Raw genomic sequence first — 21,730 nt, 5'->3', positions numbered from 1 at the left:
TCCGTAGTGTGACCGAATGAGAGCAAGTGCCGTTTCCTATCGCACACTTGGGGTGGCATGCAAGTGGTCGTGTTTCGGTCAACCTTGTAGGGTGATCTTGGCTGAGATGGATCGATAAGTAGACAATATTCCGGGCAGTCAGCCTGGGCGAGGCGCCACTGCCCGACGAATGACCTCCGGATCCGGACGGACACGGGGGCAGTTGTAGGAGGGGTTGTGGAACGCTATTTCACCAGCGGGTGGCACGAGGACATGCGACACAGGGTGCGTGAGTTCGCAGAGCGAGATGTGCGTCCGCGGATAGCGGAGATGGAGGCTTCGCGTGCGGTGGCCCATGGCCTGTCCAGGCTCATCGCCCGGCAGGGCTGGATCGGCGTGACCATTCCCAAGGCGTACGGCGGGATGGGGGCCGGGCACTTGGCCAAGACGATCATCATTGAGGAGCTTGCCCGCGTCAGCGGGGCCATGGGAGCCATGGTGCAGGCCTCCCAGCTCGGCGTCGCCAAAATCATTCACTTCGGCAGCGCGCAGCAGAAAGGGACCTGGCTACCGCGTATCGCAGCGGGCGACTGTCTGCCGACGATCGCGGTCACCGAACCGGAGTCGGGCGGACACGTCCTGGGGATGGGCAGCACCGCCGTCCGCGACGGCGACGAGTACGTCCTCAACGGCCGCAAGGTCTTCGTCGGCAACAGCCATGTCGGAGACCTGCACGGCGTGGTCGTGCGTACGGGTGAGGGATCGAAGGGACTGTCCGCCTTCCTCGTCGAGGCCGACCGCCCCGGCTTCTCGCTCGGCGAACTGCGGCCCGCCATGGGCCTGCACGGCTTCAGTTTCGGTGAGCTGATCTTCGACAACTGCCGGGTACCGGCGGCGAATCTGCTCGGCGCCGAGGGGCAGGGCCTTGCCGTCGCCTACTCGTCGAGCATTCTCTACGGCCGGCCCAATCTGACCGCGGTCTCCCTGGGTATCCACCAGGCCGTCTTCGAGGAGACGACCGCCCTGTGCATCGAGCGTGAGCGGTACGGTGCGCCGCTGGGTGAACTCGGCAACATCAAGCTGAAGTTGGGCAGGATGAAGTCACGGCTGATGACGGCCCGGTTGGCCGCCTACCACGCTGTCCACCTGCTCGACCAGGGGCTGCCGTGCGACGCGGAGCTGATGAACGCCAAACTCCTCAACGTCGAGGCGGCCGTCGATTCGACCCGCGACGGGATGGAGATCCACGCCGCGAGCGGCTTGTTCACCGACCGCCCGGTGGAGCGTTATCTGCGCGACGCCCACCACATCTACGCACCCGCCGGCACCTCCGACATCCAGCTGCTGCGGCTCGGCGAGATCGCGCTCGGCATGGCCAAGGGCCAGTGGTCCGAGCACCTGGCCGATCTCGTACGAACCGTGGAACCGCCGCGTAGGGACGAACAGCTGGAGCCGGCCGGCCACGCCGGCTGAACCACGGGGAGCCCCGGACACAGTGTCGTGCCCGCGGCTCCCACATCTGGTTCAGGGGTCTTCCACGGGAAACGGAGGCCGCTCATGCGCGCTCAGAGCTCGCCCCGTTCCTCCATGGTGTGGATCCGCTCGACCAGTTGCTGCGCCATCGACTTGATGGTCGCCAGCCCCTCCCGCCCCCAGGGGTGGGTGTCCGTGTCCACCACGCAGATCGTCCCCAGGGCCATGCCCGTCTTCCAGTCGATCAGCGGCGCGCCCATGTACGAGCGGATACCGATCTCGTCCACGACACGATTCCCGGCGAACCGCGGATAGTCGCAGACGTCCTCCAGCACCAGCGCCTTCTTGCGCACGACGACGTGCGGGCAGTAACCCTGATCACGCGTCATCGTGCGACCGACCTGCTCCTGCTGCGGTGCCGGCTCCAGGTGCACTCCCGGCCGACCGGCGGCGTAGAGGCCGGCGAAGTACTGACGGTTCTCGTCGATGAAGTTGACCATCGAGAAGGGTGCGCCGGTGATCTGGGCCAGGTTGCGTGCGAACTCGTCGAAGTCCGGGACAGGGGCGTCTCCGATACCGAGTTCGCGCAGCCTGGCCACCCGGGCAGGTGCGTCCCGGTCCTCCGGGGTCAGCAGCAGATGGCTGGTCGGGTCGTACTGGGACTGGGACTGGGACTGGCTGTAGGGAACCGGGGCTGACATGCAGGCTCCAATCGGTTGCGTTGAGCGGTCTCAGCGCAACGGGTTAAGCTCCGCGGGCGATGCGCCGGGAGTCGAGGCGAGCAGGTGCTGTACGAGGGCGATCAACACGCGGGTTCCGGAGTTGCACTGCCGCGCGTCGCACATCACGACGGGTACGTCGGGCTTGAGGCCGAGGGCCGAGCGAACCTCTTCGGAGGTGTAGCGATAGCCACCGTCGAACTCGTTGACGGCCACGATGAAGCCGATGCCACGCCGTTCGAAGAAGTCGACGGCGGCGAAGCAGTGGTCCAGCCGACGGGTGTCCGCGAGAACCACGGCGCCCAGCGCCCCGCTGGACAGCTCGTCCCACATGAACCAGAACCGCTCCTGCCCGGGCGTGCCGAACAGGTACAGGACGTAGTTCTGGTCCAGGGAAATGCGACCGAAGTCCATCGCCACGGTGGTGGTCGACTTGTCCTCGATGCCTACCAGGCTGTCCGTCCGGACGCTGACCTGAGTCAGCAGTTCCTCAGTGCTGAGCGGTTCGATCTCGCTCACCGCTCCGACGAACGTGGTCTTGCCGACCCCGAAGCCTCCGGCAATGAGGATCTTCAGGGCGGTGGGGAAGGGGTCAGAGCCGCTTGCGAAGACCATGCAGCACCGCCTCCAGGAGGTTTCGGTCGGTCGGGGAGGTCGCCTCGAGGGCATTGGGCGCTCGCGCGGAGAGTGCCTGGTACGTCACGAGGTCGGACAGCAGAACTTTGGTGATGACGGCCGGCAACCGCAGGTGAGCGGCCACCTCGGCAACCGTCACGGGCGCGTCGCACAGAGCGAGCACCCGGTCGTAGTCGGGGCCGAGGTAGGTCTGGGGCCGAATGCCCGTGGCCATCACGAGGGTGAGGAGGTCGAAGTGCGCCGAGGGACGGGTGCGCCCATTACTGACGGCATACGGACGTACCAGCCGCCCGGCCTCGTCGTCGAGCCACGACCCGTCCTCCGTGTCCGACATCCTCAGCGCCCCGGATCCATCGACGACGCGCCGGCCGTCTGCTGTCGGACCGGTGTAGCGAGATACGGCCGAACACTCTTGACCAGCATGGCCATCTCGTAGCCGAGCACGGCCGCATCGGCCTGCCGATCGGCCAGGACAGCCAGACAGGCGCCGGAGCCCGCCGCGCATACGAACATCAGGGCGGTGTCCAACTCGACCACCACCTGCCGCACGTCGGCTCCCTCGGCGAACTGCATGCCCGCGCTGCGGGCGAGCGAGTGGAGACCGGACGCGAGGGCGGCCAGGTGGTCTGCTTCGGTTGCGGTCTCGAACCCGTCAAAGGCCTTCGCGAGTCCGTCGGAGGACAGCAGCAGGGCGCTGCGGGTGTAGGGGACCCTCTGGACGAGTCCGGCCAGAAGCCAGTCGAGATTCTTCGGCTGGCCGGCATGCGTGTCGCTCACGGTGGCGTCTTCTCCTTGCTGCAAGTGGGGGCCTGCGGTCAGCGAGAGCCGTCGGTGGGGGGCTCGTCGGATTCGTTGTCGGCCAGGCTGACTCCGCGCCGGAACGTGGCCATCAGCCCCGGATCGTGCTCCACCTCTTCATCCTCGGACCTGCGAGAGACAGGACCGTTCCGGAGCTCCGGCACCAGGTGCTCCTGTGCGTGGCGCTGCGGCAGCGGTGGCCGCTCGTCCCGGGGGACCCTGCCGTACGCGGACTCGCCGTCACGCGGTGCCGTCGCTCCCGCGCCCCGGGCATGCTGCTGTGGGGGCATCGGCGCGGACGCGGTAGTGACCGGCGGCAACGGCTGCCGAAGCGACGGCGGTGGGGTCACCGGCCGGGCAGGGGAGGCTTGCACGGCCGGCTGTTGCGCCGGGGCGACTTGGGCCGGCCGGGGGGCGGGGGCAACCTGGGCCGGCTGGGGCATGTCGGTGGCCGCCTGGGCGGGGGCCTCGGCAGGCTCGTCGCCGAGCAGCCCGCGCGGGATGATCAGGACGGCCTGGATGCCGCCGTAGATGTTGCTCTGCAGCCGGACCGCGATGCCGTGGCGGCGGGCCAGCGCGGACACCACGTACAGGCCGATGCGGCCGTCGGCCAGCAGCTTGCTGAGATCGATGTGGTCCGGCTCGGCGAGCAACGCGTTGATCCGCGCCTGCTCCTGTGGAGGCATGCCCAGACCGCGGTCCTCGACTTCGACGGCAAGCCCGGAGGTCACGCGCTGGGCGCGCAGCAGTACTTGGGTATGGGGCTCGGAGAACGACGTGGCGTTCTCGACCAGTTCGGCCAGCAGATGGATGACGTCGGCGACGGCATGGCCGCGCAGTGTGCCCTCGATCGGCGGCACCAGCTTCACCCGGGAGTACTGCTCGACCTCGGCGATCGACGAACGCAGCACCTCGGTCAGGGTCACCGGGCGGGTCCACTGCCGGCGGGACACCGAGCCGCCGAGCACGGCGACGTTCTCCGCGTGGCGGCGTATGCGGGTGGCCAAATGGTCGACGTGGAAGAGGCCCTTGAGCAGTTCCGGGTCCTCGACCTCGTTCTCGAGCTGGTCGAGCATGCTGATCGCGCGGTGCACGAGTGACTGCAGTCGCCGGGCGAGGTTGACGAAGACCTCGACCTTCTCCTCACTGTCCGGCGAGGCGGTCCGGGAGGACTGTGCCGTCTGCGCCACGACTGTCCGGGCCTGCCACATGGCGACGCTTATCTCGTATGCGAGACGGCCGACTGGATCTGTCCGAGGTGAAGCCTGATCGGTGAACGGAACCTGCCCCACCGGCTCGCCCCGCTCCAGCCGCTGCAGCAGGTCCTGCAGGTCGGACTGGCCTGCGGCGACGGCGCGGCGCAGTGACGCATGCTGCCGCGATACCCCTCGGGCCTCGGCGCGGGCGACGAACGCGGCACCGACCAGAACGGCACCACCCAGGACGGCGCCGCCGGTGAGCACGGCCCAGGTGGCCGCGTCGGCGGCGCCGTCCTGGGTGAGCAGGACGAAGACGATCACAGCGGCGGCCAGGACCGCCATGGATGCTGCGGGAACGACAGCGAGGCGCATCGCGTGGGAGCGGTTGGCCGAAACTGTCGGTCCCTCCTGAGCGGGTGGCCTGGCATGTCTGTTCCGTGCCGGGCCCGTGGCGGTCACCCGACCGGGCTCCGAACGCGCTGCATAAGTCGGGGTTTCGGGCATCGGAGTCCTCTCGATCAACCAGTTCGGACACACTTCGCGCAGCGCGGACCGAACCGTCAACTCGGCACAGGAACCGGACAGTTAATAGGACAGCCACCCTACGCCACCCTCCTCGACCTGGCGTACCCGCACCCTCCGACAGAAAGGCGACCCTGGCCTGCTGAAACGATCCTCTGGCCTCCCCGCAACGTGAGTCGATGCGCGCTGACATGGCAAAGGGTCGATTTGCCGTGTATGGCGACACGTTGGAGCAAAGCGCGCGGGCGCGACCGTAGGCCATGGTGGCGAGAAAGACGCGATACGGCAGTCGCTCACGGATCGGCGATATATCTTTAATGTTCCAATTCAGGATTATCTATAGTTATGTCAGGGTGGATTGGCAGTTGCTGATCGGGGTATGGGGGTGGTCGATGACCTCGTTGGTGGAGACGTTGAGGGCACGGGCGTGGGCGGCGCGGGAACGGGTGGAGGAGTCACGTTCACAGCTCGCCGCCGTGGAGAAGGAGTACGCCGTCGCGAAGGCGAAGCTGTCCCGCTTGGGGATCACTCAAGACGCGGTGACGGAGCTACTCGCTGAGGATCACGGCGGCTGAGGGGACCCTCCAACCGGCCCTGGGCGGCACCCGATCCGAGGCGGACCGGCGCCCCACCGACGGGCCACATCCTGCACAAGGCAGTGACCTGTGTCATCACGCTGCGGTGTCGTCCCGCCACCAGTGGTCACTCCGGGAATCGAGCTTCCGACCGTTGGAGATGGCTGAGGGGAGTCTTTTGGCGTAACGGCTCACGTGTCGATTCGCCACTTTCTGTCACGAAATGTAACAGTATGCATATGATCTCGTCACAGAAGGCCGACCTGAGCAACGTCGACAGCTGCCGCCGCCGCAGGGCCGCTACAGCACTCGTAGTCGTGACGACCGCAGTGATACTTGGTTTCACGGCGACAGCGGAGGCCCTGCCGTACGCCCAGGCCGGGCCCGACTGGGACGCCATCGCTCAATGCGAGTCCGGCGGTAACTGGAAGGCGAACACCGGTAACGGCCACTACGGCGGCCTGCAGTTCCTGCAATCCAGCTGGGTCGCGGCCGGCGGACTCAAATACGCCAGGCGAGCGGACCTGGCCACCCGCAGGGAACAGATCGCGGTGGCCAAACGCCTGGCCGCCCTGCAGGGGATTTCGGCGTGGTCCTGTGCGTGAGCGACTGCCTACTGCGGCTCGGTCGCGATCTGGATCAGGTTGCCGCAGGTGTCGTCGAAGACGGCGGTGGTGACAGGGCCCATTTCCAGGGGCTCCTGGGTGAAGCGGACGCCGAGGCCGCGCAGGCGCTGGTACTCCGCGTTCACGTCGTCGACGGCGAACTGGGCGAGCGGGATGCCGTCCTGAACGAGCGTGTCGCGGTAGGTCTTGACGGCCGGGTGGTCGGCGGGCTCGAGGAGGAGTTCGGTGCCGTCGGGCTCCTCGGGCGAGACGACGGTCAGCCACCGGTCCTTCTCGCCCACCGGGACGTCGTGCTTCTTCGCGAAGCCGAGGATCTCGGTGTAGAAGTGCTCGGCCTTGGCCTGGTCGTCGACGAAGACGCTGGTCAGATGGATCTTCATGGGGTGCTCTCCTGCGGTCCGGATGCGTCGGGCACGAGCCATCGCTCGGCGATCTGCCGCAGCGGGGCTGTGTTGAGGTCGTGGAACTTGTAGCGGCCCTCCCGTCTGGTCTCGACGAGCCCGGCGGCCTCCAGCACGGCGAGGTGCTGCGAGACCGCCTGGCGCGAGATGCCGAGCTGGTGCTTCATGCTCAGGCGGGAGCAGATCTCGAACAGTGTCTGTCCGGACTTCTCCGTGAGTTCGTCGAGGATGGTGCGGCGGGTGGGGTCGGCCAAGGCTTTGAAAAGTTCGTCGGCCACGACTCCATGATAGGTAACTGTTCACTTGCCTATCAAGTCGTAGGAGTTCTCCGGCTGGGTGACGGGCCGCCGGCGTCTCGGCATGGTGAACGACCAGCTTGCCGCGTGGGACTGCGAAGTGTTGGGGCGGATGGCCGCTATGTGTTCCGTGGGCCGTAGTGGTTCAGGAACATGTCGACGCCGCTGGTGATGAGGCGGTCCGTCAGGTCCTCGTCGATGTGCGTGCCGTAGGAGCTGAAGACCATGTGGGGGAAGACCAGGAGCCCGTAGAACTGGAGGATCGCGGTCTGCAGGTCGGGGATCTCCAGTCGGCCTTGCTCGGTGAGGGTGCGCAGGGCGTTGGCGACTGCGGGGTGGTGGCTCTCCGCACCGCGGTGCTTCCAGGCCTCGCCCAGCTCGGGGAAGCGGTGGAGTTCGGCGGCGACGAGGTTGCGCAGGGCGGTGACCTCGTGGTTGGTGCGGACGGCGTGGACCCAGGTGCGGGCCGCCTCGACGAGGGCGGTCCGTAGGTCCTCGGCCTCGGCCAGGCCCTCCAGCGCGGTCGCCGACTCGCCGGCGAGGGGCTCGTCGAGTGCGTTGGTGATGACCGCCGTGAACAGGGCTTCCTTGCTGCCGAAGTGGTTGTAGACGGTCACCTTGGACACGCCTGCCTCGGCGGCGATGGTGTCCATGCCCACGCCGAACCCCTCCCGCAGGAACAGCTCGCGGGCGGCCCGCACGATGGCCTGCCGCTTGAGCTCCGCGCGGGGTCCGCTGGGGGGTCGTTTGACGCTCTCCACGCTCATGAGTCGACCCTAGCATCCACCTGAACTGTACGGTTGAGTTCATCTGAACTGAACAGTATGGTTCAAGTGAAGGGGTTGACCCGACCGCAACCACTCGCCCGAAGGACCCGTCATGACCCACTCCGCAGCCGGTGCGCCGCACACGGCCGAACACGGCCACCACCCGCACGCTGACCCGCACGCCGACCCGCGCCGCTGGGCGGCACTCGCACTGATCTGCCTCGCGCAGTTCATGCTGATCCTCGACATCACCGTCGTGAACGTCGCTCTCCCCGACATGGCGGCCGACCTCGACCTCGGCCGGGAGACCCTGACCTGGGTGGTCACCGCTTACACCCTCTGCTTCGGCGGGCTGATGCTGCTCGGCGGCCGGCTCGCCGACGCCCTCGGCGCCCGCCGCACCCTGCTCGCCGGACTCGCCCTCTTCACCGCCGCCTCACTGGTCACCGGTCTGGCCGAGAACGCTCCGGCGCTGCTCGGCGGCCGGATCGGCCAGGGCGTCGGCGCGGCCCTGCTGTCTCCGGCCGCGCTCGCCCTCGTCACCACGAGCTTCCACGGCGCCGAACGCAACAAGGCGCTCGGCGTCTGGGCGGCGATCGGTGGCACCGGCTCCGCGGCCGGCGTACTGCTCGGCGGAGTGCTGACCGACGGGCCCGGCTGGGAGTGGGTGTTCTTCATCAACGTGCCGGTCGGGCTGCTCCTGCTGGTCGCCCTGCCCGCCTTCGTCCCGGCCCGCGCTCCGCAGCCCGCACGGCTCGACATCCCGGGCGCGCTCCTCGTCACCGCGGGCACCGCCGCCCTGATCTACGGCCTGGTCAAGGCGGGGGACACCGGCTGGGGGGACGCCTCGACCCTGCTGCCGCTGGCCGGTGCGGTGCTCGCGTACGCGGCCTTCGCGGCGGTCGAACGGGCCAGTCAGGCCCCGCTGATGGATCTGCGGATGTTCACCCGGCGGCCGGTGCTCGCCGGGGCCTTCCTGATGCTGGTCGCCACGGCCCTGCTGATCGCGTTCTTCTTCCTCGGATCCGTCTATCTGCAGCACGTCCGGGGTTTCAGCCCGCTGAGGACCGGGCTGGTGTTCCTGCCCGTCGCCGTGGCCACCGGCATCGGCGCCCACCTCGGGTCCCGGCTCGTCGGCCGGATCGGCAGCCGCCCGACCGCTGTCGCGGGCATGGTCGTCGCGGCCGTCGGAAGCATCCCGCTGACCCGGCTGTCGGAGACCGGCAGCGTGTACGCCGGGCTCCTGCCCGGCTTCGTGATCGCCTCCGTCGGCATCGGCGCCGTGTTCGTCACCGCCACGACCACGGCGCTGGCGATGGTGGAGCACCGGGAGGCGGGGCTCGCCTCCGGGGTCGTCAACACCTTCCACGAGGTGGGTGGTTCGATCGGCGTGGCCGTCGTCTCCACCGTCGCGGCGTCCGGCTTCGAGCGAGGAGCGGTGGGTGGCTTCGCCGACGCGTTCACGGTGTGCGCCGTGGCCGCCGCCGCCGGCGCCGTCGTCGCCCTGGGCCTCGTACCGCGCGGCAAACCACAGTCGACCGGCGGCCCGCACGTGCACTGAGCAGGGCTGGCCGTCGAGCAGGGCTGGCCGTTGACCGGGACTGGCCGTTGACCGGGACTGGCCGTCGACCAGTTGTGGCCGTCGGCTGGGAGCGCCCGTCGACCGGGACCGGCCGTCGACCGGGACCGGCCGTCGACCGGGACTGGCCGTCGACCGGGACTGGCCGTCGACCGGGACTGGCCGTCGACCGGGACTGGCCGTTGACCGGGACTGGCCGTCGACCAGTTGTGGCCGCCGACCAGGACCGGCCGCCGACCAGTTCTGGCCGGTCGGCTGGGAGCGCCCGTCGACCAGGACCGGCCGTCGGCCAGGAGCGACCAGGCCCGAGCGGTCTCCGGGGCCGCGGTATCGGCGCCCGACCGCAAGCCGGGCGCCGATACCGCTCATGTCAGGCCGACGAGGTGGCCCTCTGGCCGAGGTGCCGGGCGAAGAACCGGACCGCGCTGTCGGCCTCGAACCTGGGCACCTCCTTGTGCGTGCCCGCGTTGGCGTGCAACGTCTTCTCCTTCGCGGCGAAGGCGTCGAACAGCGCGAGACCGGACTCGCGCGGGATGTGCTCGTCGTCCCACTGGAGCACGAACTCGACAGGGATGGTGATCTGCTTCGCCGTCTCGGCCAGCGACTCGTGCCAGAAGATGCCGAAGACCGCGGCGGTGATCCTGGGGTCGGCTGCCGCCAGCGGCACTCCGATCGCGGTGCCCATGTTCAGGCCGAAGTAGCCGACCGGCCCTTCGGCGCCGATCTCCGGCAGTTCCTGGAGGGCGTCCAGGGCCGCCTGCCACTCGGGCACGGCCCGCTCCGCCAGGTGGGCGTTGTAGCGGACGACGACCGGGCCCTCCGGCTCGCCCGCCGCCCTCGCCCGGTACAGCGCGGCGATCTCCTGCTCGTCGTACGCCGTGCGTGGCCGGCCGCCGTGACCGGGCGCGTCGATGACGGCGACGTGGAAACCGCCGCCGGTCACGAGGCGGTGCGCACGGCCCGTCATCGCCGGCCACTTCTTGTGCGTGCCGCCACCGTGGCCCATCAGCACCAGGGGCGCGCGACCGGCGCCGGAAGCCGGCGACCAGAGCACGCCGGGAACCTCGCCCACGGTGAAGTCGCGTTCGACCATACCGTTCGACGACGACTCGCCGGTGAACTTCAAAGACTGCATGGGGTGTTGTCCTTCGGGAGTGCCTTGTTGTCGAGGCGCTCCCGGCGACACCTACGTCAATCGCCCGACCGTGACGAAGAGAGGGAGCACCCACATGGAAACAGCGTTCATGGGTCTCACCTCCTCGGGCGGTGTCGCGGTCGCCCGCAAGCTACCAGCCCGAGCACCGCCCCGCCCAACCCTTTTCCAGGAACCGCTTACCATCACCCGTGATGACGAGCCGGGCGCAGTCGGCGCAGCGCGGACCCCGCGGCGCGTGGTGGACCACGCTCCCCGCGGTGCTCTGCCCTGCCCTGGCCGCCCTGCTCGTGGCCGGAGTGATGTGCCTGGGGTACGTGGCGCACGGCGACCGCGCCGCTCCCATGACCGCCATGCCCAGCGTGTCCCGCGCGCCGATGCCGGGGGGCAGCCCGGTCGACCATCACGCCACGGCGACCGGACACCTCGGAGATTGCCACTCCGCGGATACGTGCTGCGCTCCGGCCGTCCATGAGGTGGCAGCGGTGCTCGCCGCACGCGTCCAGCCCGTGTCGGCGACCGTGCCCCGCATGCCGGATCTCCCCCGGCGGCAGGGCGATCCCACGCTCCTCGCCCAACCACCACCGGCGAGCGGTGCTCCCGATCTCCACGTCCTTCAGGTGCTGCGGACCTGAGCCGGATGCCATGACGCCGTGCGCTCACGCATGCGCCCGCGCCGAACGACATCCACTCCACCCGTGCACCTCCCGCCGTACGGCGGGAGAAGAATGAGGACATCCAGCCATGAGCAAGACGAGCAAGAGGGCCGCCGCCGCTTCGCGCAAGGCCCGCATAGAGGAGCTGCGCCGCGCCGAAAGGGCACGCGAACGTCGCAACCGCGTCATCACCGTCAGCGTCAGCGCGGTCATCGTCGCCGGGCTGGTCGGCTTCGGCGCGTACGCCCTCAACAGCGCCGACGAGAAGGACGAGCAGCAGGCCGCCGCCGCGAAGAAGCCCGTACGCGGCGAGAAGACCTGGGATGCGAAGAAGCTCGGCCGCAACCACGTTCAGAAGGCCGTCGACTACCCGATGAACCCGCCCGTCGGCGGCGACCACAACCAGGCCTGGATGACCTGCGACGGCACCGTCTACACCAAGCCCATAGCCAACGAGAACGCCGTCCACTCCCTCGAACACGGTGCGGTCTGGGTGACGTACAACGACAAGGTCACCGACGCTGACGTCAAGAAGCTCAGTGACAAGGTCTCCAAGACCCCCTACACCTTGATGAGCCCCGTCGACGACCAGCCCGGAACGATCATGTTGTCGGCCTGGGGCTCCCAGCTCTCCGTGGACAAGGCGTCGGATCCGCGAGTCGAGCAGTTCCTCACCAAGTACGTCCAGGGTTCGCAGACCCCCGAGCCGGGTGCCGCTTGCAGCAACGGACTGACCGCCTCATGACCTGGTAGAGGCTGAGATGACAACTCACCCCGGCGTTCTCCTCCCATCGGAGTCCCCCCACCACCGACTGACGACGGGGGAGAGCCGGATCGACGCCGAGGAGCTGCCGGTCGGCCCACCGCCGGGCGTCGTGCCCCGTGCCGAACCCGCGCTGTTCGCGGCGGGATGCCCGGCTCGGCGCGCCGCTCGCCGGACTCGCCGTCGCCCCGGACGGCACGCTGCTGCTCTCGGCCAACGGAGAGGGCACCGTGCTGCGGCTGACCTCCCCGGCAGGTCAGGTCCACCAGGCCCACAGCGAGCAGCCGGGAGTGAGTAGCCGGGAGTGAGCAGCCGGGTCTGAGGCCGTCTCGCGTGCGGTCTCCCGGGATGGCTGTCTCGGGAGACCCAGTCCTGGGGCTGGTCCCGGGACACCCAGTCCCGGGGCTGATCCCGGGAGCTCCAGTCCGGGACGGGCGCGGGGGAGCGCCGTGGTCAGACGGCGGACCAGCCGTCGTCGACCGGCAGGACGGCCCCGTTGACGAAGGCGGCGGCGTCGGAGGCGAGGAAGACGATGGCGTCGGCCTGCTCCTCCGCGCTGCCCAGTCGGCCGATGTTGGCGCCGATCAGTTGGCCGATCACGGCCGGGCCATGGGCCTCGGGGTCGGCGTCGACCTTGATGGAGGTCACCGTCGGCCCGGGGGCGACGAGGTTGGCGCGGATGCCCTGTTTGCGGTACATGACGGCGAGGTTCTTGACCAGGCCGATGACGCCGTGCTTGGAGGCGGTGTAGGCCGCGCCCGCCGCGCTGCCGCGCAGGCCCGCCTCGGAGCCGGTGAAGACGAGGGAACCGCGGCCCGCGGCCAGCATGTGCGGCAGCGCCGCGCGGGTGAGCAGGAAGGGGGCGGTCAGGTTGATCCGGATGACCCGCTCCCACTCCGCGTCGTCGGTCTCGCCGAGCGCCGACATGCGGTCCATGATCCCGGCGTTGTTCACCAGGACGTCCAGGCCGCCGAACGCCTCCACGGCACGCTCGACGACCTGGTCCACCACCCGCTGGTCGCTCAGATCGCCGACGACCGCGAGGGCGACACCCCCGGCGGTCTCTATCTCCTTGACGGTCTCTTCGGCGCCCTCCCGGCTCAGGTCGGCCACCAGTACCTTGGCGCCTTCCCGCGCGAACTTCAGGGCCGCGGCCCGGCCGATGCCGGACGCCGCTCCCGTGACGACGACGCCGCGTCCCGCCAAACCGGTGCTGACCATGGGTACTCCTCGACTCCTCGGCGGTTGCTCGCTGCCTCAGACAAGCAGTGAGCATTACTTGAGTCAAGCAATGGAGGAGCCGGATGGCCGAGTAAGCCGGCACCGGCACGGGCATGAGAACGCCGGTGGGGTCCGGACGCCGGACCGCGTTCGGACCCCACCGGCGTTCACGACGTGAAGGCGTCGGTCATGCCATCGCCGTTTGCGCGGGCTCGGTGGTTTCCGTGCGGGCGGAAGGCTCGGTGCCGGTTTGCCGGCGTCGCTCCTCCTGCTCGGCCCGCTTCCGCGCCGCCTGCTCGCGGGTCACCACTTCGGTGGCGGCGCCGATGGCGACCGCGATCGGCCACTCCAGGGCTCCGGCCACGGCCATGCCGCCGAGGAGCCCGTAGTAGGCCATCTTGCGGGGCGAGGGGAGCGCCGCGGTGCTCCTGCGGGCGCCGGTGAACAGGTCGCCCGGGGTCACGTAGGGGATGGGAACCCGCGGGTGCGCGGTATGCAGGTGCACCACCTTGCCGACCGCTGCGGGCTCCAGGCCCTGTGCCTCCTCGTCACGGCGCTCCGCCTGGGCCTCGGGCGCCTGCTGCGCCTGGGCGGGTGTGGGAGCCACCGTGGTCTGCGTCTGTGGCGGGGCCGTCCCCGCCTGGGCTCGCCGTTCCTGAGTCGGTGGTTGTTCGGGCTGGTGCTGCGGGGAAGTCATCTCCGCCCTCCCATGCTGGGAAGCGTGCGTGGATATGTCCTCCCACTCCACGCTTCCACCCCTGGGTGGCGACAAACCACCCAAATCGGGCAAAAGGTCGGGAGTGCTGCCCGATGTCGGGTCAGGCGTGAGCGGCCACCGGGCGCCCGCTGCCGACGAGCGTCTTCCAGAGCTGGACGGACAGGCGGATCAGGGCGGCCTCGAGGAGGGCGACCGCCACCTGGGTCAGAACTGTGGCGAGGATGTGCGGCATGGTCAGCCGCCTTTCGTGTGCGGTGTGCTGTGAGGACCGTTCCTTTGTGCGGTCTCACCGCTTCCGAGAGGCGGCACCAAGGTGACCTGAGGGTGAACTTTCCCTTTCCGGCACGATATGCCCGCCTGCCCGTCCCGCCCGCGCGGCGAACTGCGCCATGGCGGGCAGCACGACCGAGCCCACGGCCGACGTCAGGGCGATCGTCCAGCCCGCGGGGCCCAGAGGCCGGCTTCCGAAGAAATGGCTGAGCCCCGGCACGGTCACCACCACACCCAGCACCACCAGGGACCCCACCACGGCCGCGGCGACCACCGGGTCGCGGCCCGCGTCCGCCAGCGTCTGGAACAGCTGGGAGGACACTAGGGCGACCAGGGCGACGGTGTCGGCGCGCCCCCGGGTACCGGTCGCCCGGGCGGCCACCCAGGCGGCGGTCGCCGCCGCCGTGGTGACGACGGCCCGCAGCCGGATGTGGCGGGTGAGGGCCGCGCCGAGCGATGCCTCGGGCCCCTCCGCGAGCAGCTTCCCCGGGTGGGCGGCCGGCGGCCGGGCGGCGATGGCCATGGCGGGCAGCATGTCCGTGAGCAGGTTGACCAGCAGGAGCTGGCGTGCGTTCAGCGCACTGCGCCCGGTGAGCAGACTGGTCGCCAGAGTGAAGATGATCTCCCCGACGTTGCCGCCGAGCAGGATGCCCAGCGCCTTGCGCACCGAGGCCCACATGGCCCGGCCCTCGACGATGGCGTCCACGATGGTCTCGATGCGGTCGTCGGTGACCACCACATCGGCGGCGGAGCGGGCCGCCGGGGTCGCCCGGGAGCCGAGGGCGATGCCGACGTCGGCGATCCGGATGGCCGGCGCGTCGTTGGCGCCGTCGCCGGTGACGGCGACGATCCGGCCGGCCGCGCGCAGGGCGGTGACGATACGGACCTTGTGCGCCGGGGTGACCCGGGCGAACACCGTGATGTCCGGCAACGTCTTCGCGAGCGCGGCGTCGTCGAGGGAGTCCAGCTCCGTCCCGGTCATCAGCCGCGGTTCCTCCTCGGGCCGCAGTTCCCTGGCGATCGCGGCGGCGGTGCTGGGATGGTCCCCGGTGACCATGACGATGCGCACCCCGGCCTCGGCCAGCCGGTGCACGCTCTCGGCCGCCGTGGCCCGCACCGGGTCCGCGAGCCCCAGCAGGCCCAGCAGACACAGTCCGTCGAGGTTCTCGTCGCTGACGTCCGCCAGATCGGCGAGCGCGGTGTCGTCCCGCGGCGCGTCCGGAGGCAGGACGCGCTCGGCGACCGCGAGGACCCGCAGACCCTGCCGGGCCAGCCGGTCGACCTCCGCCTCGATCTCCTCCCGCCGTCGGTCGCCGAAGGGCTCGCTGCCTGCGCCGCGGCGGATCCGGTCGCAGCGGGCCAGTACGACCTCGGGTGCGCCCTTGACGACGATCCGCGCCCGGTCGTCGGAGCGCCCCAGCACGGCGTGGAAGCCGCGACCGGGCTCGAACGGCAGCTCGGTCACCCGGTCCCAGGTGGCCGAGGCGAGCCCGGCGGCCCGGGCGGGGGCGGCACCGAGCAACTCGGCCCCGGCCGCGATGGCCCGGTCGGTGGGGTGGGCGAGCGAAGCGGCGGGACCCGTCGGACCCGCCAGGACCGCCGTGGCGAGGACCCGGCGCAGCGCCGGGGTGAGCCGGTCGGGCGGACGGCGCTCCAGCCCGTCGGACACCTGCTGGAGGCTGATCCTGCCCTCGGTGAGCGTGCCGGTCTTGTCGAAGCACAGCACATCGGTGCGGCCCAGCGCCTCGATGGTGGAGGTGCTGCGCACGAGGGTGTTGCGGGTGGACAGCCGGCGGGCCGCGGCCAGCTCCGCGACCGTGGCGACGAAGGGCAGCCCCTCGGGTACGGCGGCGACGCACAGGCTGACCGCGGAACCCAGGGCGGCGCCCAGCGGCCGCCTGCGCAGCACGTCGACGGCGAAGAGGGCGGCGCCCGCGGCGACGGACATCGGCAGGAACCACCGGCCAAGGCCCTTCAGCCGCCGCTCCACACCGCTCTCCGGCGGCCCCTCCAGCGGGCCCGCCTCCGCCGCGCCGCCCGCCTCGGTGGCGGTCCCGGTGGCGACGACCACGGCGAGCGCGTGACCGGCCGCCACCGTCGTGCCCTGGTAGAGCATGGACGTCCGGTCCGCGACGGCCCGGGCCGCACTCGGCGCGGCGGTCTTCAGGACCGGCAGCGACTCGCCGGTGAGGCTGGACTCGTCGGCCTCCACACCCTGCGCCCGCACCACCCGGCAGTCGGCCGGAACCGCGTCACCGGCCCGCAGTTCGATCACGTCGCCGCGCACCAGGTCCTCGGCGGCCGCCTCGACCGCCTCGTCCCGGTCCGCGCGGCGCACCCGCACCCGCACCGAGGTCGCCTCGACCAGCCGCCGCGCCGCGTGGTCGGCCTTCTGCTGTTGCACCCCGCCCACCAGCGCGTCCACCCCCAGGACCCCGCCGATGAGCACGGCATCCATGACGGAGCCGAGCGCCGCCGAGATGCCGCCGCCGATCGCCAGGACGGGCGTGAGCGGATTGGCCATCTCCTCCGCGAACCTGCCGATCAGGCCTACGGCACCGTCGTGCCGGTCCCGGCCCTCGAACTGGCGGCGCCGGGCGGCCTCCGCCTCGTCCAGCCCGCGGGAGGTGGTGCCGAGCCGCGCCATCACCTGACGTACCGTCATGGAATGCCACGGCGTCCGCTCGATGGCCGCCGGAGCCGGGCGGGCGCGCAGCCGCCGGCCCGCCCAGAAGCCCACCGTGATCCCGGCGATGGTCACCGCGTCGGTCACCAGGCGGGCCCGCGCCCAGGCTCCCGGGCGGGGGACGAAGAGGGCGAGGCCCGAGCCCGTGAGGGCGCCGGCGCCTTCCATACGGGTGCACAGCGTGCCGACCCGCCGGGCCTCCGGCAGGGCGGTCAGCAGCAGATGGACGACATCGGGCGGGGCGGCGACATGGGCGTCCCACGGCACATGGCGCGGACCGGTGAGCACTCCGATGCCCAGGTCCGCACGGGCGAGGGCGCGCCGGGTACGGGCCGAGACCACCGCGACGCCGTGGCCCTGCGCCTGGAGGGAGCGGACCAGCGCGGCCGTGCGACGGTGCCCGGTCGGGACCGCCGCGGGGAGCCCGAACCGGCGGTGCAGCCCGGGCGGGCCGCCCACCAGCCGCACCTCGCCGCACTCACGTGCCGCGCGCACCAAGTGGTGGGCGAGTGCGTGCAGTTGGGGGGTCAGCCCGGTCACGGCGACCGGGCTGCCCTCCCGCAGGACGAGCAGGACCTGCGCCCCCTCCTCGGCCCACCGCGCCGCCTGCGCGGCCGTCTCCTCGGACACCGCGACGCCGCCCGGGACGGTGTCAGGACCGGTGTACGGCCGCAGCGCCCAGCCCGACCGCTGCATCGAGCCGGGCGGGCCGCCGTGCCGGGGCCGCCGCCCCGGCCCGCCCGGCTCGATCAGCTCGTGGATCCGCGCGTGGATCTCGTCCTCGTCCGGGCAGTCGTCCGGGCCATCGTCCGGGCCCTCCTGCGCCCCGTCGTGCGCCCCGTCCTCCGCGTCGTCGGGGCGGCGTTCGCCGTCCGGGCCGGCTCCCGCCCCGCCCGGCCGCCCGCCGGGCGGCGTCAGGCGCACCAGGTGCTCGACCGTCCACCCGCCGGTGGCCAGCACCCGGGCGTCGAGGACGACGGTGTCGATCCGGTCGAGGCGGCGCAGCGCCTCCGGCCGCAGCACCAGCGCCCCCCGTTCGGAGACCGCCCGCGCCACCGAGCAGACGAACGACTCCCGGCCGAGGCGGGGGCCTCTCGGCGTCCCGGCGGTCAGCAGCGCCATCCCCCGGTCGTGGCCGAGCCTGCCGACCGTGGTGAGCCCGTACGCGGCGACGGACACCGGCACCGCCACATTGGCGTACCTCTCGCCCGGCCCGGGCGGCAGCGGAGCGGGCCGCTCATGGGTGGGCACCGCGTCATGGCGGTACGTTCCCTCGTGCGCCGCCAGCCTGCGCGCCCACTCCCTCCACGCCGTGCGGCGGGCCCGCACCTCCGCGTACCGGGCCCCGGCCAGCACGGCGGTCGTCGCGGCGCCCAGCGGCCGGAAGGTCAGCGTCGTCAGCAGGACGTTCGCCGCGGCCCAGGTCCGCTCCGCGGCCTGGTCGCCGATCCGGCCGGCCAGCCCCTCGCGCAGTCGTGGGGTGGCCTCGACGAGCTGGACCGCCGAGATCACCAGCGGATGCAGGCCGCGCAGCCGAAGCACGTTGCCGACCGACGCCGCCCCGACCGCCGCCAGGCCCGCGCCGAGGTGAACGGCCGCCTCGATCCCCGGCCCCGCGGCGCCGGGGAAGCCGACCGGGCGCCGCACCCGCCGCGCGCCGGCCCCCGGCTCGCCCTCGCGGTCGGTTCCCGCCTCCGGCGCGCCGGCGTCCGCGGCGGCGACCAGGGCCACGACGCGCTCCAGGTCGGCCTCGGGCCCGCAGCCGACGTACACGCAGCCCAGCGTGCCGTTCACCTCGGCGCGGTACACCCCCGGCATCTCCCGCAGCGTGGTCTCCACCTCGCGGGCCGCGCCGGCCGTCCCGGGCCGTCCCAGGCGCAGCACCTCGATCTGCACGCCGCCGGGGGTCCGCCAGAGCCGGGGCGTACGGGGCCGCAGCAGGGGCCCGACCACGGGCAGCGCCGCCGGTACGCCGGCCAGCCACTGCGCGGCGGAGCGGACCGGTCCGAACAGCGCGGGAGCGGACGGCACGAAGCGGGGGAGTACGGAGGGGGAGAGCACTGGCCGGGTCACGCCGCCTCCACCATCGGCCGACGGGGGTCGTGGCCGGCGCCCCGCAGGACACACGGCTCACTCCAGTATGATCAGGTTTCATCCGTATCGTCCTGTGCTGATAACCCAGATAACCCAGATAACCCAGATAACCCAGATACGCCAGATACCCCAGATACGCGGGATGCGTCGGATGCGCCGAACACGCCGCCGAAAGTGCGGGGCCACCCGCCGAGAGGGAGGCTGGTGCCATGTCCGAGTGCCGCGTGGCCGAGTCGGGGCTGATCGAGTGGCATGGAGGCGGGCCCGAGGTATGGGAACGCTGAACCTGGAGGCGGTTCTCGACGAGCTCTACACCACGCCGCCGTCCGCCTTCGTCGCCCGTCGTGAGGAGCTGGCCGCCGCGGCCAAGGCGGCCGGCCGGGCGGAGGACGCCCGCCGGATCCATGCCGCCCGCCGCCCCACGCTCGCGGCCTGGGCGGCGAACCTGCTGCTGCGCTCCAGGCCGGAGGAGAGCGAGCAGTTCCTGGAGCTGGGGCGGGCGCTGCGCGAGGCGTACGAAACCCTGGATGCCGGCGGGGTCAAAGAGCTGTCCGAGCAGCGTCGGCGTGTCGTCTCCGCCCTCTCCCGCCAAGCCGCCCAGCTCGCTCGTGAGGCCGGCCACAAGCTGTCGGACGCGGCACAGCAGGACGTCGAGTCGACCCTGCGCGCCGTGCTGTCCGACCAGGACGCGGCAGACCGGTGGGCCACCGGCCGACTGGAGAGCACCCTCACCCCGCCGGCGACGTTCGGGGCCGGCACCACCGCGACGGCCAGCCCACCGCACGAACACCCCGGGCCCGCGGCTGCGCCGCCGCCGTCGCGGAAGGAGACGAAGGACGAACTCGCCGAGCGGCGCCGCCGGCGGCAGCAGCGGCTCGAGCAGGCCCGCAAGGCAGCCAAGGCCGCCCAGCAGCGGCTCCGCGACCGGCGCGCCGAACAAGCCGACGCCGACGCGGTGCTGCGGCAGGCGCGCGATCGCCAGGATCGGGCCCGTCGTCAGGTGTCCGCCGCAGAGCGGCAGCTCGATCAGGCACGCGAGGCACTCCAGCGCGCCGACCAGGAGCAGCGGGAAGCCGAGGAACGGCGTCAGGCGGCCGCCGACGCCCTGGCCCGGGCCGAACAGGCGGCGCACGAGGCCGCCCAGGAAGTGAAACGCCTGACCGCCCCCGCCAGGTAAACCGCCCCCGCCAGGTAATCCGCCCCCGCCAGGTAAGGGACCGGGCCCGTAAGACAACGAGGGCCGCCGCTCAGGGCGGTGACCCTCGTTCACTCGTACCTGGGCTCGGACCCAGCCCTCTCGGACCCAGCCCTCTCGTACCTAGCCTGCTCGTACCTGGCCCGCCGCGAGTTGCTCGAGCTCACTCGCGACCGCGTCGCCGAGCACCGTGGCTTCACCGGGCCTGTGGTTGCTGACCACGGTGAGGGTGTAGGTGTCGCCGGTCTGCGTGAGGCAGAGGTTGGCCGTACCCGGCCGGTGCAGTTGGGGAAGGGGGATGACACGGAGCAGAGGGCGTCCGTGCAGAGTGCTGGCCCTGTCCCTCCACTTGAACGCCGTGCAGACCATCGGTGTCACGTCGGGCTGCATCAGGTGCCGGGCCAGCAGCGCCGGAACCCAGGGCCCGGGGCGGGCCGCCGCCTCCAGGAGGGGCAGGACCTTGCGGTGGACCTCGCTGCGGGCGGGCAGTTCGGCACACAGTCGTTGGCAGGCGCGCAGGCGGTCCACGGGGGAGTCGCCGTCGACCGGCAGCGGCAGGCGCAGAGCGGTGACGATGTTGCCCAGGCGGTACGCGTCGGCACCGGAACGCAGGTCCACCGGAACCGTGGCGTAAATGGGCGCGGGCGACTTGGGCCACCTCGCGAAGGGGCCGTATCGGGCTCGAAGGGCGCCGGCCAGTGATCCCAGGAGCAGTTCGTTGAGCGTGGCGCCCGGCCCACCGGTGGGGAGCCGTCGGGCGGCCTGGACCACCTGGGCCGAAAGGTCCGTCACCGCCACCGAGGGCTCGGCGGCGCGAGGTGAGGGCAGGGGGAGTGCCTGGCCGCCGGCCCGCATGTAATGCAGTTCCCTGCCCGCGTCCCGCATCGTCAGGGCGGACGGTGGTGGGGTGTGGGCGAAGCGGCGCGAGGACGGAGATTCGTCCATCAGCAGTCGCATCAGGGTCTCCAGCGAGCGGCCGTCCATCAGACCGTGGTGGGCCAGCAGTACGACGGCGAAGTCACCTCCGCAGGAGGTGCCCTCGGTCAGCCACATCCGCCACAGCGGCAGTTCCGCGGGAAGTGGCTGCTGGATGCAGGCGCGCAGCAGCGGTTCGAGTTTCTCGTCGGCGGCCAGGACGTGGGACTCGGGATCGAACGGGGCGGCGGCAGCGGTCCACCGGTGGCTGGACAGCGAGGCGCCGGTGCGGAGTCCGGGGCGCCGCGGTGGCGGTCGTAGCGTCCAGCTCACGCGGGGCAGTTCGCTCCAGCGTTCGACGACGCGGGCGCGGACCGCGGCAAGATCGGGCGTACGTCCGGAAAAGACGGCGGCGATACCGATGACGCCGGGGCGACCCATGCGGATGTGGCCCTCGTCCACAGCCGGCAGTCTCATCGAGTCAGTCAT

General features: G+C 71.3%; 21 protein-coding genes and 1 pseudogene. 8 read left to right on the top strand and 14 right to left on the bottom strand.

Annotation, left to right across the window (positions count from 1 at the left end; translation table 11 throughout):
- Nucleotides 1-216 precede the first annotated feature (216 nt).
- Nucleotides 217-1,452, top strand: a complete 1,236-nt coding sequence (locus Q4V64_RS15690) for an acyl-CoA dehydrogenase family protein (RefSeq protein WP_124442508.1) — start codon at nucleotides 217-219, stop codon at nucleotides 1,450-1,452.
- 92 nt (nucleotides 1,453-1,544) lie between these two features.
- Here Q4V64_RS15690 and Q4V64_RS15685 read toward each other — a convergent pair whose 3' ends face one another.
- The 5 genes from Q4V64_RS15685 to Q4V64_RS15665 are packed head-to-tail and all read right to left on the bottom strand — an operon-like array spanning nucleotide 1,545 to nucleotide 5,146.
- Nucleotides 1,545-2,153 carry a GAF domain-containing protein gene (locus Q4V64_RS15685; protein ID WP_124442509.1) on the bottom strand — a complete coding sequence of 203 codons (609 nt, stop codon included), beginning with the start codon at nucleotides 2,151-2,153 and terminating at the stop codon, nucleotides 1,545-1,547.
- Between the two features lie 30 nt (nucleotides 2,154-2,183).
- Nucleotides 2,184-2,786: an ATP/GTP-binding protein gene (locus Q4V64_RS15680; protein WP_124442510.1), complete on the bottom strand. Its 603-nt coding sequence runs from the start codon at nucleotides 2,784-2,786 to the stop codon at nucleotides 2,184-2,186.
- Nucleotides 2,764-3,141, bottom strand: coding sequence for a DUF742 domain-containing protein (locus Q4V64_RS15675; protein WP_124442511.1), 378 nt, complete (start codon nucleotides 3,139-3,141; stop codon nucleotides 2,764-2,766). Before Q4V64_RS15675 ends, Q4V64_RS15680 begins: the two co-directional genes overlap by 23 nt.
- Before the next feature lie 2 nt (nucleotides 3,142-3,143).
- Nucleotides 3,144-3,584: a roadblock/LC7 domain-containing protein gene (locus Q4V64_RS15670; protein ID WP_124442512.1), complete on the bottom strand. Its 441-nt coding sequence runs from the start codon at nucleotides 3,582-3,584 to the stop codon at nucleotides 3,144-3,146.
- Nucleotides 3,585-3,622: 38 nt separating this feature from the next.
- Complete coding sequence (locus tag Q4V64_RS15665; protein WP_172629384.1) at nucleotides 3,623-5,146, bottom strand: ATP-binding protein; 1,524 nt, start codon at nucleotides 5,144-5,146, stop codon at nucleotides 3,623-3,625.
- Between the two features lie 572 nt (nucleotides 5,147-5,718).
- Between Q4V64_RS15665 and Q4V64_RS15660 the strand changes: the two genes are divergently transcribed.
- The gene (locus Q4V64_RS15660) at nucleotides 5,719-5,901 is read left to right on the top strand and encodes a hypothetical protein (RefSeq protein ID WP_124442514.1); all 183 of its coding nucleotides are present in this window, start codon (nucleotides 5,719-5,721) and stop codon (nucleotides 5,899-5,901) included.
- A 239-nt stretch (nucleotides 5,902-6,140) separates the two neighbouring features.
- The gene (locus Q4V64_RS54990) at nucleotides 6,141-6,506 is read left to right on the top strand and encodes a transglycosylase family protein (protein ID WP_124442515.1); all 366 of its coding nucleotides are present in this window, start codon (nucleotides 6,141-6,143) and stop codon (nucleotides 6,504-6,506) included.
- Between the two features lie 8 nt (nucleotides 6,507-6,514).
- On the opposite strand, the gene Q4V64_RS15650 is transcribed toward Q4V64_RS54990, so the two are convergent.
- The 3 genes from Q4V64_RS15650 to Q4V64_RS15640 form a co-directional block, all read right to left on the bottom strand.
- On the bottom strand, nucleotides 6,515-6,907 hold the full coding sequence (locus Q4V64_RS15650) for a VOC family protein (protein ID WP_124442516.1): 393 nt from the start codon (nucleotides 6,905-6,907) through the stop codon (nucleotides 6,515-6,517).
- The gene (locus tag Q4V64_RS15645; RefSeq protein ID WP_124442517.1) at nucleotides 6,904-7,206 is read right to left on the bottom strand and encodes a metalloregulator ArsR/SmtB family transcription factor; all 303 of its coding nucleotides are present in this window, start codon (nucleotides 7,204-7,206) and stop codon (nucleotides 6,904-6,906) included. Before Q4V64_RS15645 ends, Q4V64_RS15650 begins: the two co-directional genes overlap by 4 nt.
- A 137-nt stretch (nucleotides 7,207-7,343) precedes the next feature.
- Complete coding sequence (locus Q4V64_RS15640) at nucleotides 7,344-7,991, bottom strand: TetR/AcrR family transcriptional regulator (protein ID WP_124442518.1); 648 nt, start codon at nucleotides 7,989-7,991, stop codon at nucleotides 7,344-7,346.
- Nucleotides 7,992-8,103: 112 nt separating this feature from the next.
- Between Q4V64_RS15640 and Q4V64_RS15635 the strand changes: the two genes are divergently transcribed.
- Nucleotides 8,104-9,552 carry an MFS transporter gene (locus Q4V64_RS15635; protein ID WP_124442519.1) on the top strand — a complete coding sequence of 483 codons (1,449 nt, stop codon included), beginning with the start codon at nucleotides 8,104-8,106 and terminating at the stop codon, nucleotides 9,550-9,552.
- A 388-nt stretch (nucleotides 9,553-9,940) separates the two neighbouring features.
- Here the strand turns inward: Q4V64_RS15635 and Q4V64_RS15630 are convergent, their stop codons facing one another.
- A complete protein-coding gene (locus tag Q4V64_RS15630; RefSeq protein WP_124442520.1) occupies nucleotides 9,941-10,705 on the bottom strand; it encodes an alpha/beta hydrolase in 765 nt (254 codons plus the stop codon).
- 212 nt (nucleotides 10,706-10,917) lie between these two features.
- On the opposite strand from Q4V64_RS15630, the gene Q4V64_RS15625 reads away from it, so the two are divergent.
- The 3 genes and pseudogenes from Q4V64_RS15625 to Q4V64_RS15615 form a co-directional block, all read left to right on the top strand.
- Nucleotides 10,918-11,358, top strand: coding sequence for a hypothetical protein (locus Q4V64_RS15625; protein ID WP_253267197.1), 441 nt, complete (start codon nucleotides 10,918-10,920; stop codon nucleotides 11,356-11,358).
- 109 nt (nucleotides 11,359-11,467) lie between these two features.
- Nucleotides 11,468-12,124: a DUF3105 domain-containing protein gene (locus Q4V64_RS15620; RefSeq protein WP_124442522.1), complete on the top strand. Its 657-nt coding sequence runs from the start codon at nucleotides 11,468-11,470 to the stop codon at nucleotides 12,122-12,124.
- A gap of 67 nt (nucleotides 12,125-12,191) precedes the next feature.
- Nucleotides 12,192-12,450, top strand: a pseudogene (locus tag Q4V64_RS15615) (hypothetical protein); the annotation flags it as partial.
- 145 nt (nucleotides 12,451-12,595) lie between these two features.
- Here the strand turns inward: Q4V64_RS15615 and Q4V64_RS15610 are convergent.
- The 4 genes from Q4V64_RS15610 to Q4V64_RS15595 all read right to left on the bottom strand — a co-directional run bounded on the left by Q4V64_RS15610 (nucleotide 12,596) and on the right by Q4V64_RS15595 (nucleotide 19,110).
- A complete protein-coding gene (locus Q4V64_RS15610) occupies nucleotides 12,596-13,363 on the bottom strand; it encodes an SDR family oxidoreductase (protein WP_124442523.1) in 768 nt (255 codons plus the stop codon).
- Nucleotides 13,364-13,550: 187 nt separating this feature from the next.
- The gene (locus Q4V64_RS15605; protein WP_124442524.1) at nucleotides 13,551-14,060 is read right to left on the bottom strand and encodes a hypothetical protein; all 510 of its coding nucleotides are present in this window, start codon (nucleotides 14,058-14,060) and stop codon (nucleotides 13,551-13,553) included.
- Between the two features lie 121 nt (nucleotides 14,061-14,181).
- Nucleotides 14,182-14,313 carry a hypothetical protein gene (locus Q4V64_RS15600; protein WP_301184556.1) on the bottom strand — a complete coding sequence of 44 codons (132 nt, stop codon included), beginning with the start codon at nucleotides 14,311-14,313 and terminating at the stop codon, nucleotides 14,182-14,184.
- Between the two features lie 54 nt (nucleotides 14,314-14,367).
- Entirely contained in the window at nucleotides 14,368-19,110 is a 4,743-nt protein-coding gene (locus Q4V64_RS15595) for a cation-translocating P-type ATPase (RefSeq protein ID WP_124442525.1), read from the bottom strand.
- Nucleotides 19,111-19,402: 292 nt separating this feature from the next.
- Between Q4V64_RS15595 and Q4V64_RS15590 the strand changes: the two genes are divergently transcribed.
- On the top strand, nucleotides 19,403-20,308 hold the full coding sequence (locus tag Q4V64_RS15590; protein ID WP_124442526.1) for a hypothetical protein: 906 nt from the start codon (nucleotides 19,403-19,405) through the stop codon (nucleotides 20,306-20,308).
- Between the two features lie 141 nt (nucleotides 20,309-20,449).
- Here the strand turns inward: Q4V64_RS15590 and Q4V64_RS15585 are convergent, their stop codons facing one another.
- The gene (locus tag Q4V64_RS15585) at nucleotides 20,450-21,730 is read right to left on the bottom strand and encodes a wax ester/triacylglycerol synthase family O-acyltransferase (protein ID WP_253267198.1); all 1,281 of its coding nucleotides are present in this window, start codon (nucleotides 21,728-21,730) and stop codon (nucleotides 20,450-20,452) included.

This window comes from Streptomyces sp. NL15-2K, assembly GCF_030551255.1.
GTDB lineage: Bacteria > Actinomycetota > Actinomycetes > Streptomycetales > Streptomycetaceae > Streptomyces.
This window is presented reverse-complemented; position numbering and strand designations above follow the sequence as displayed.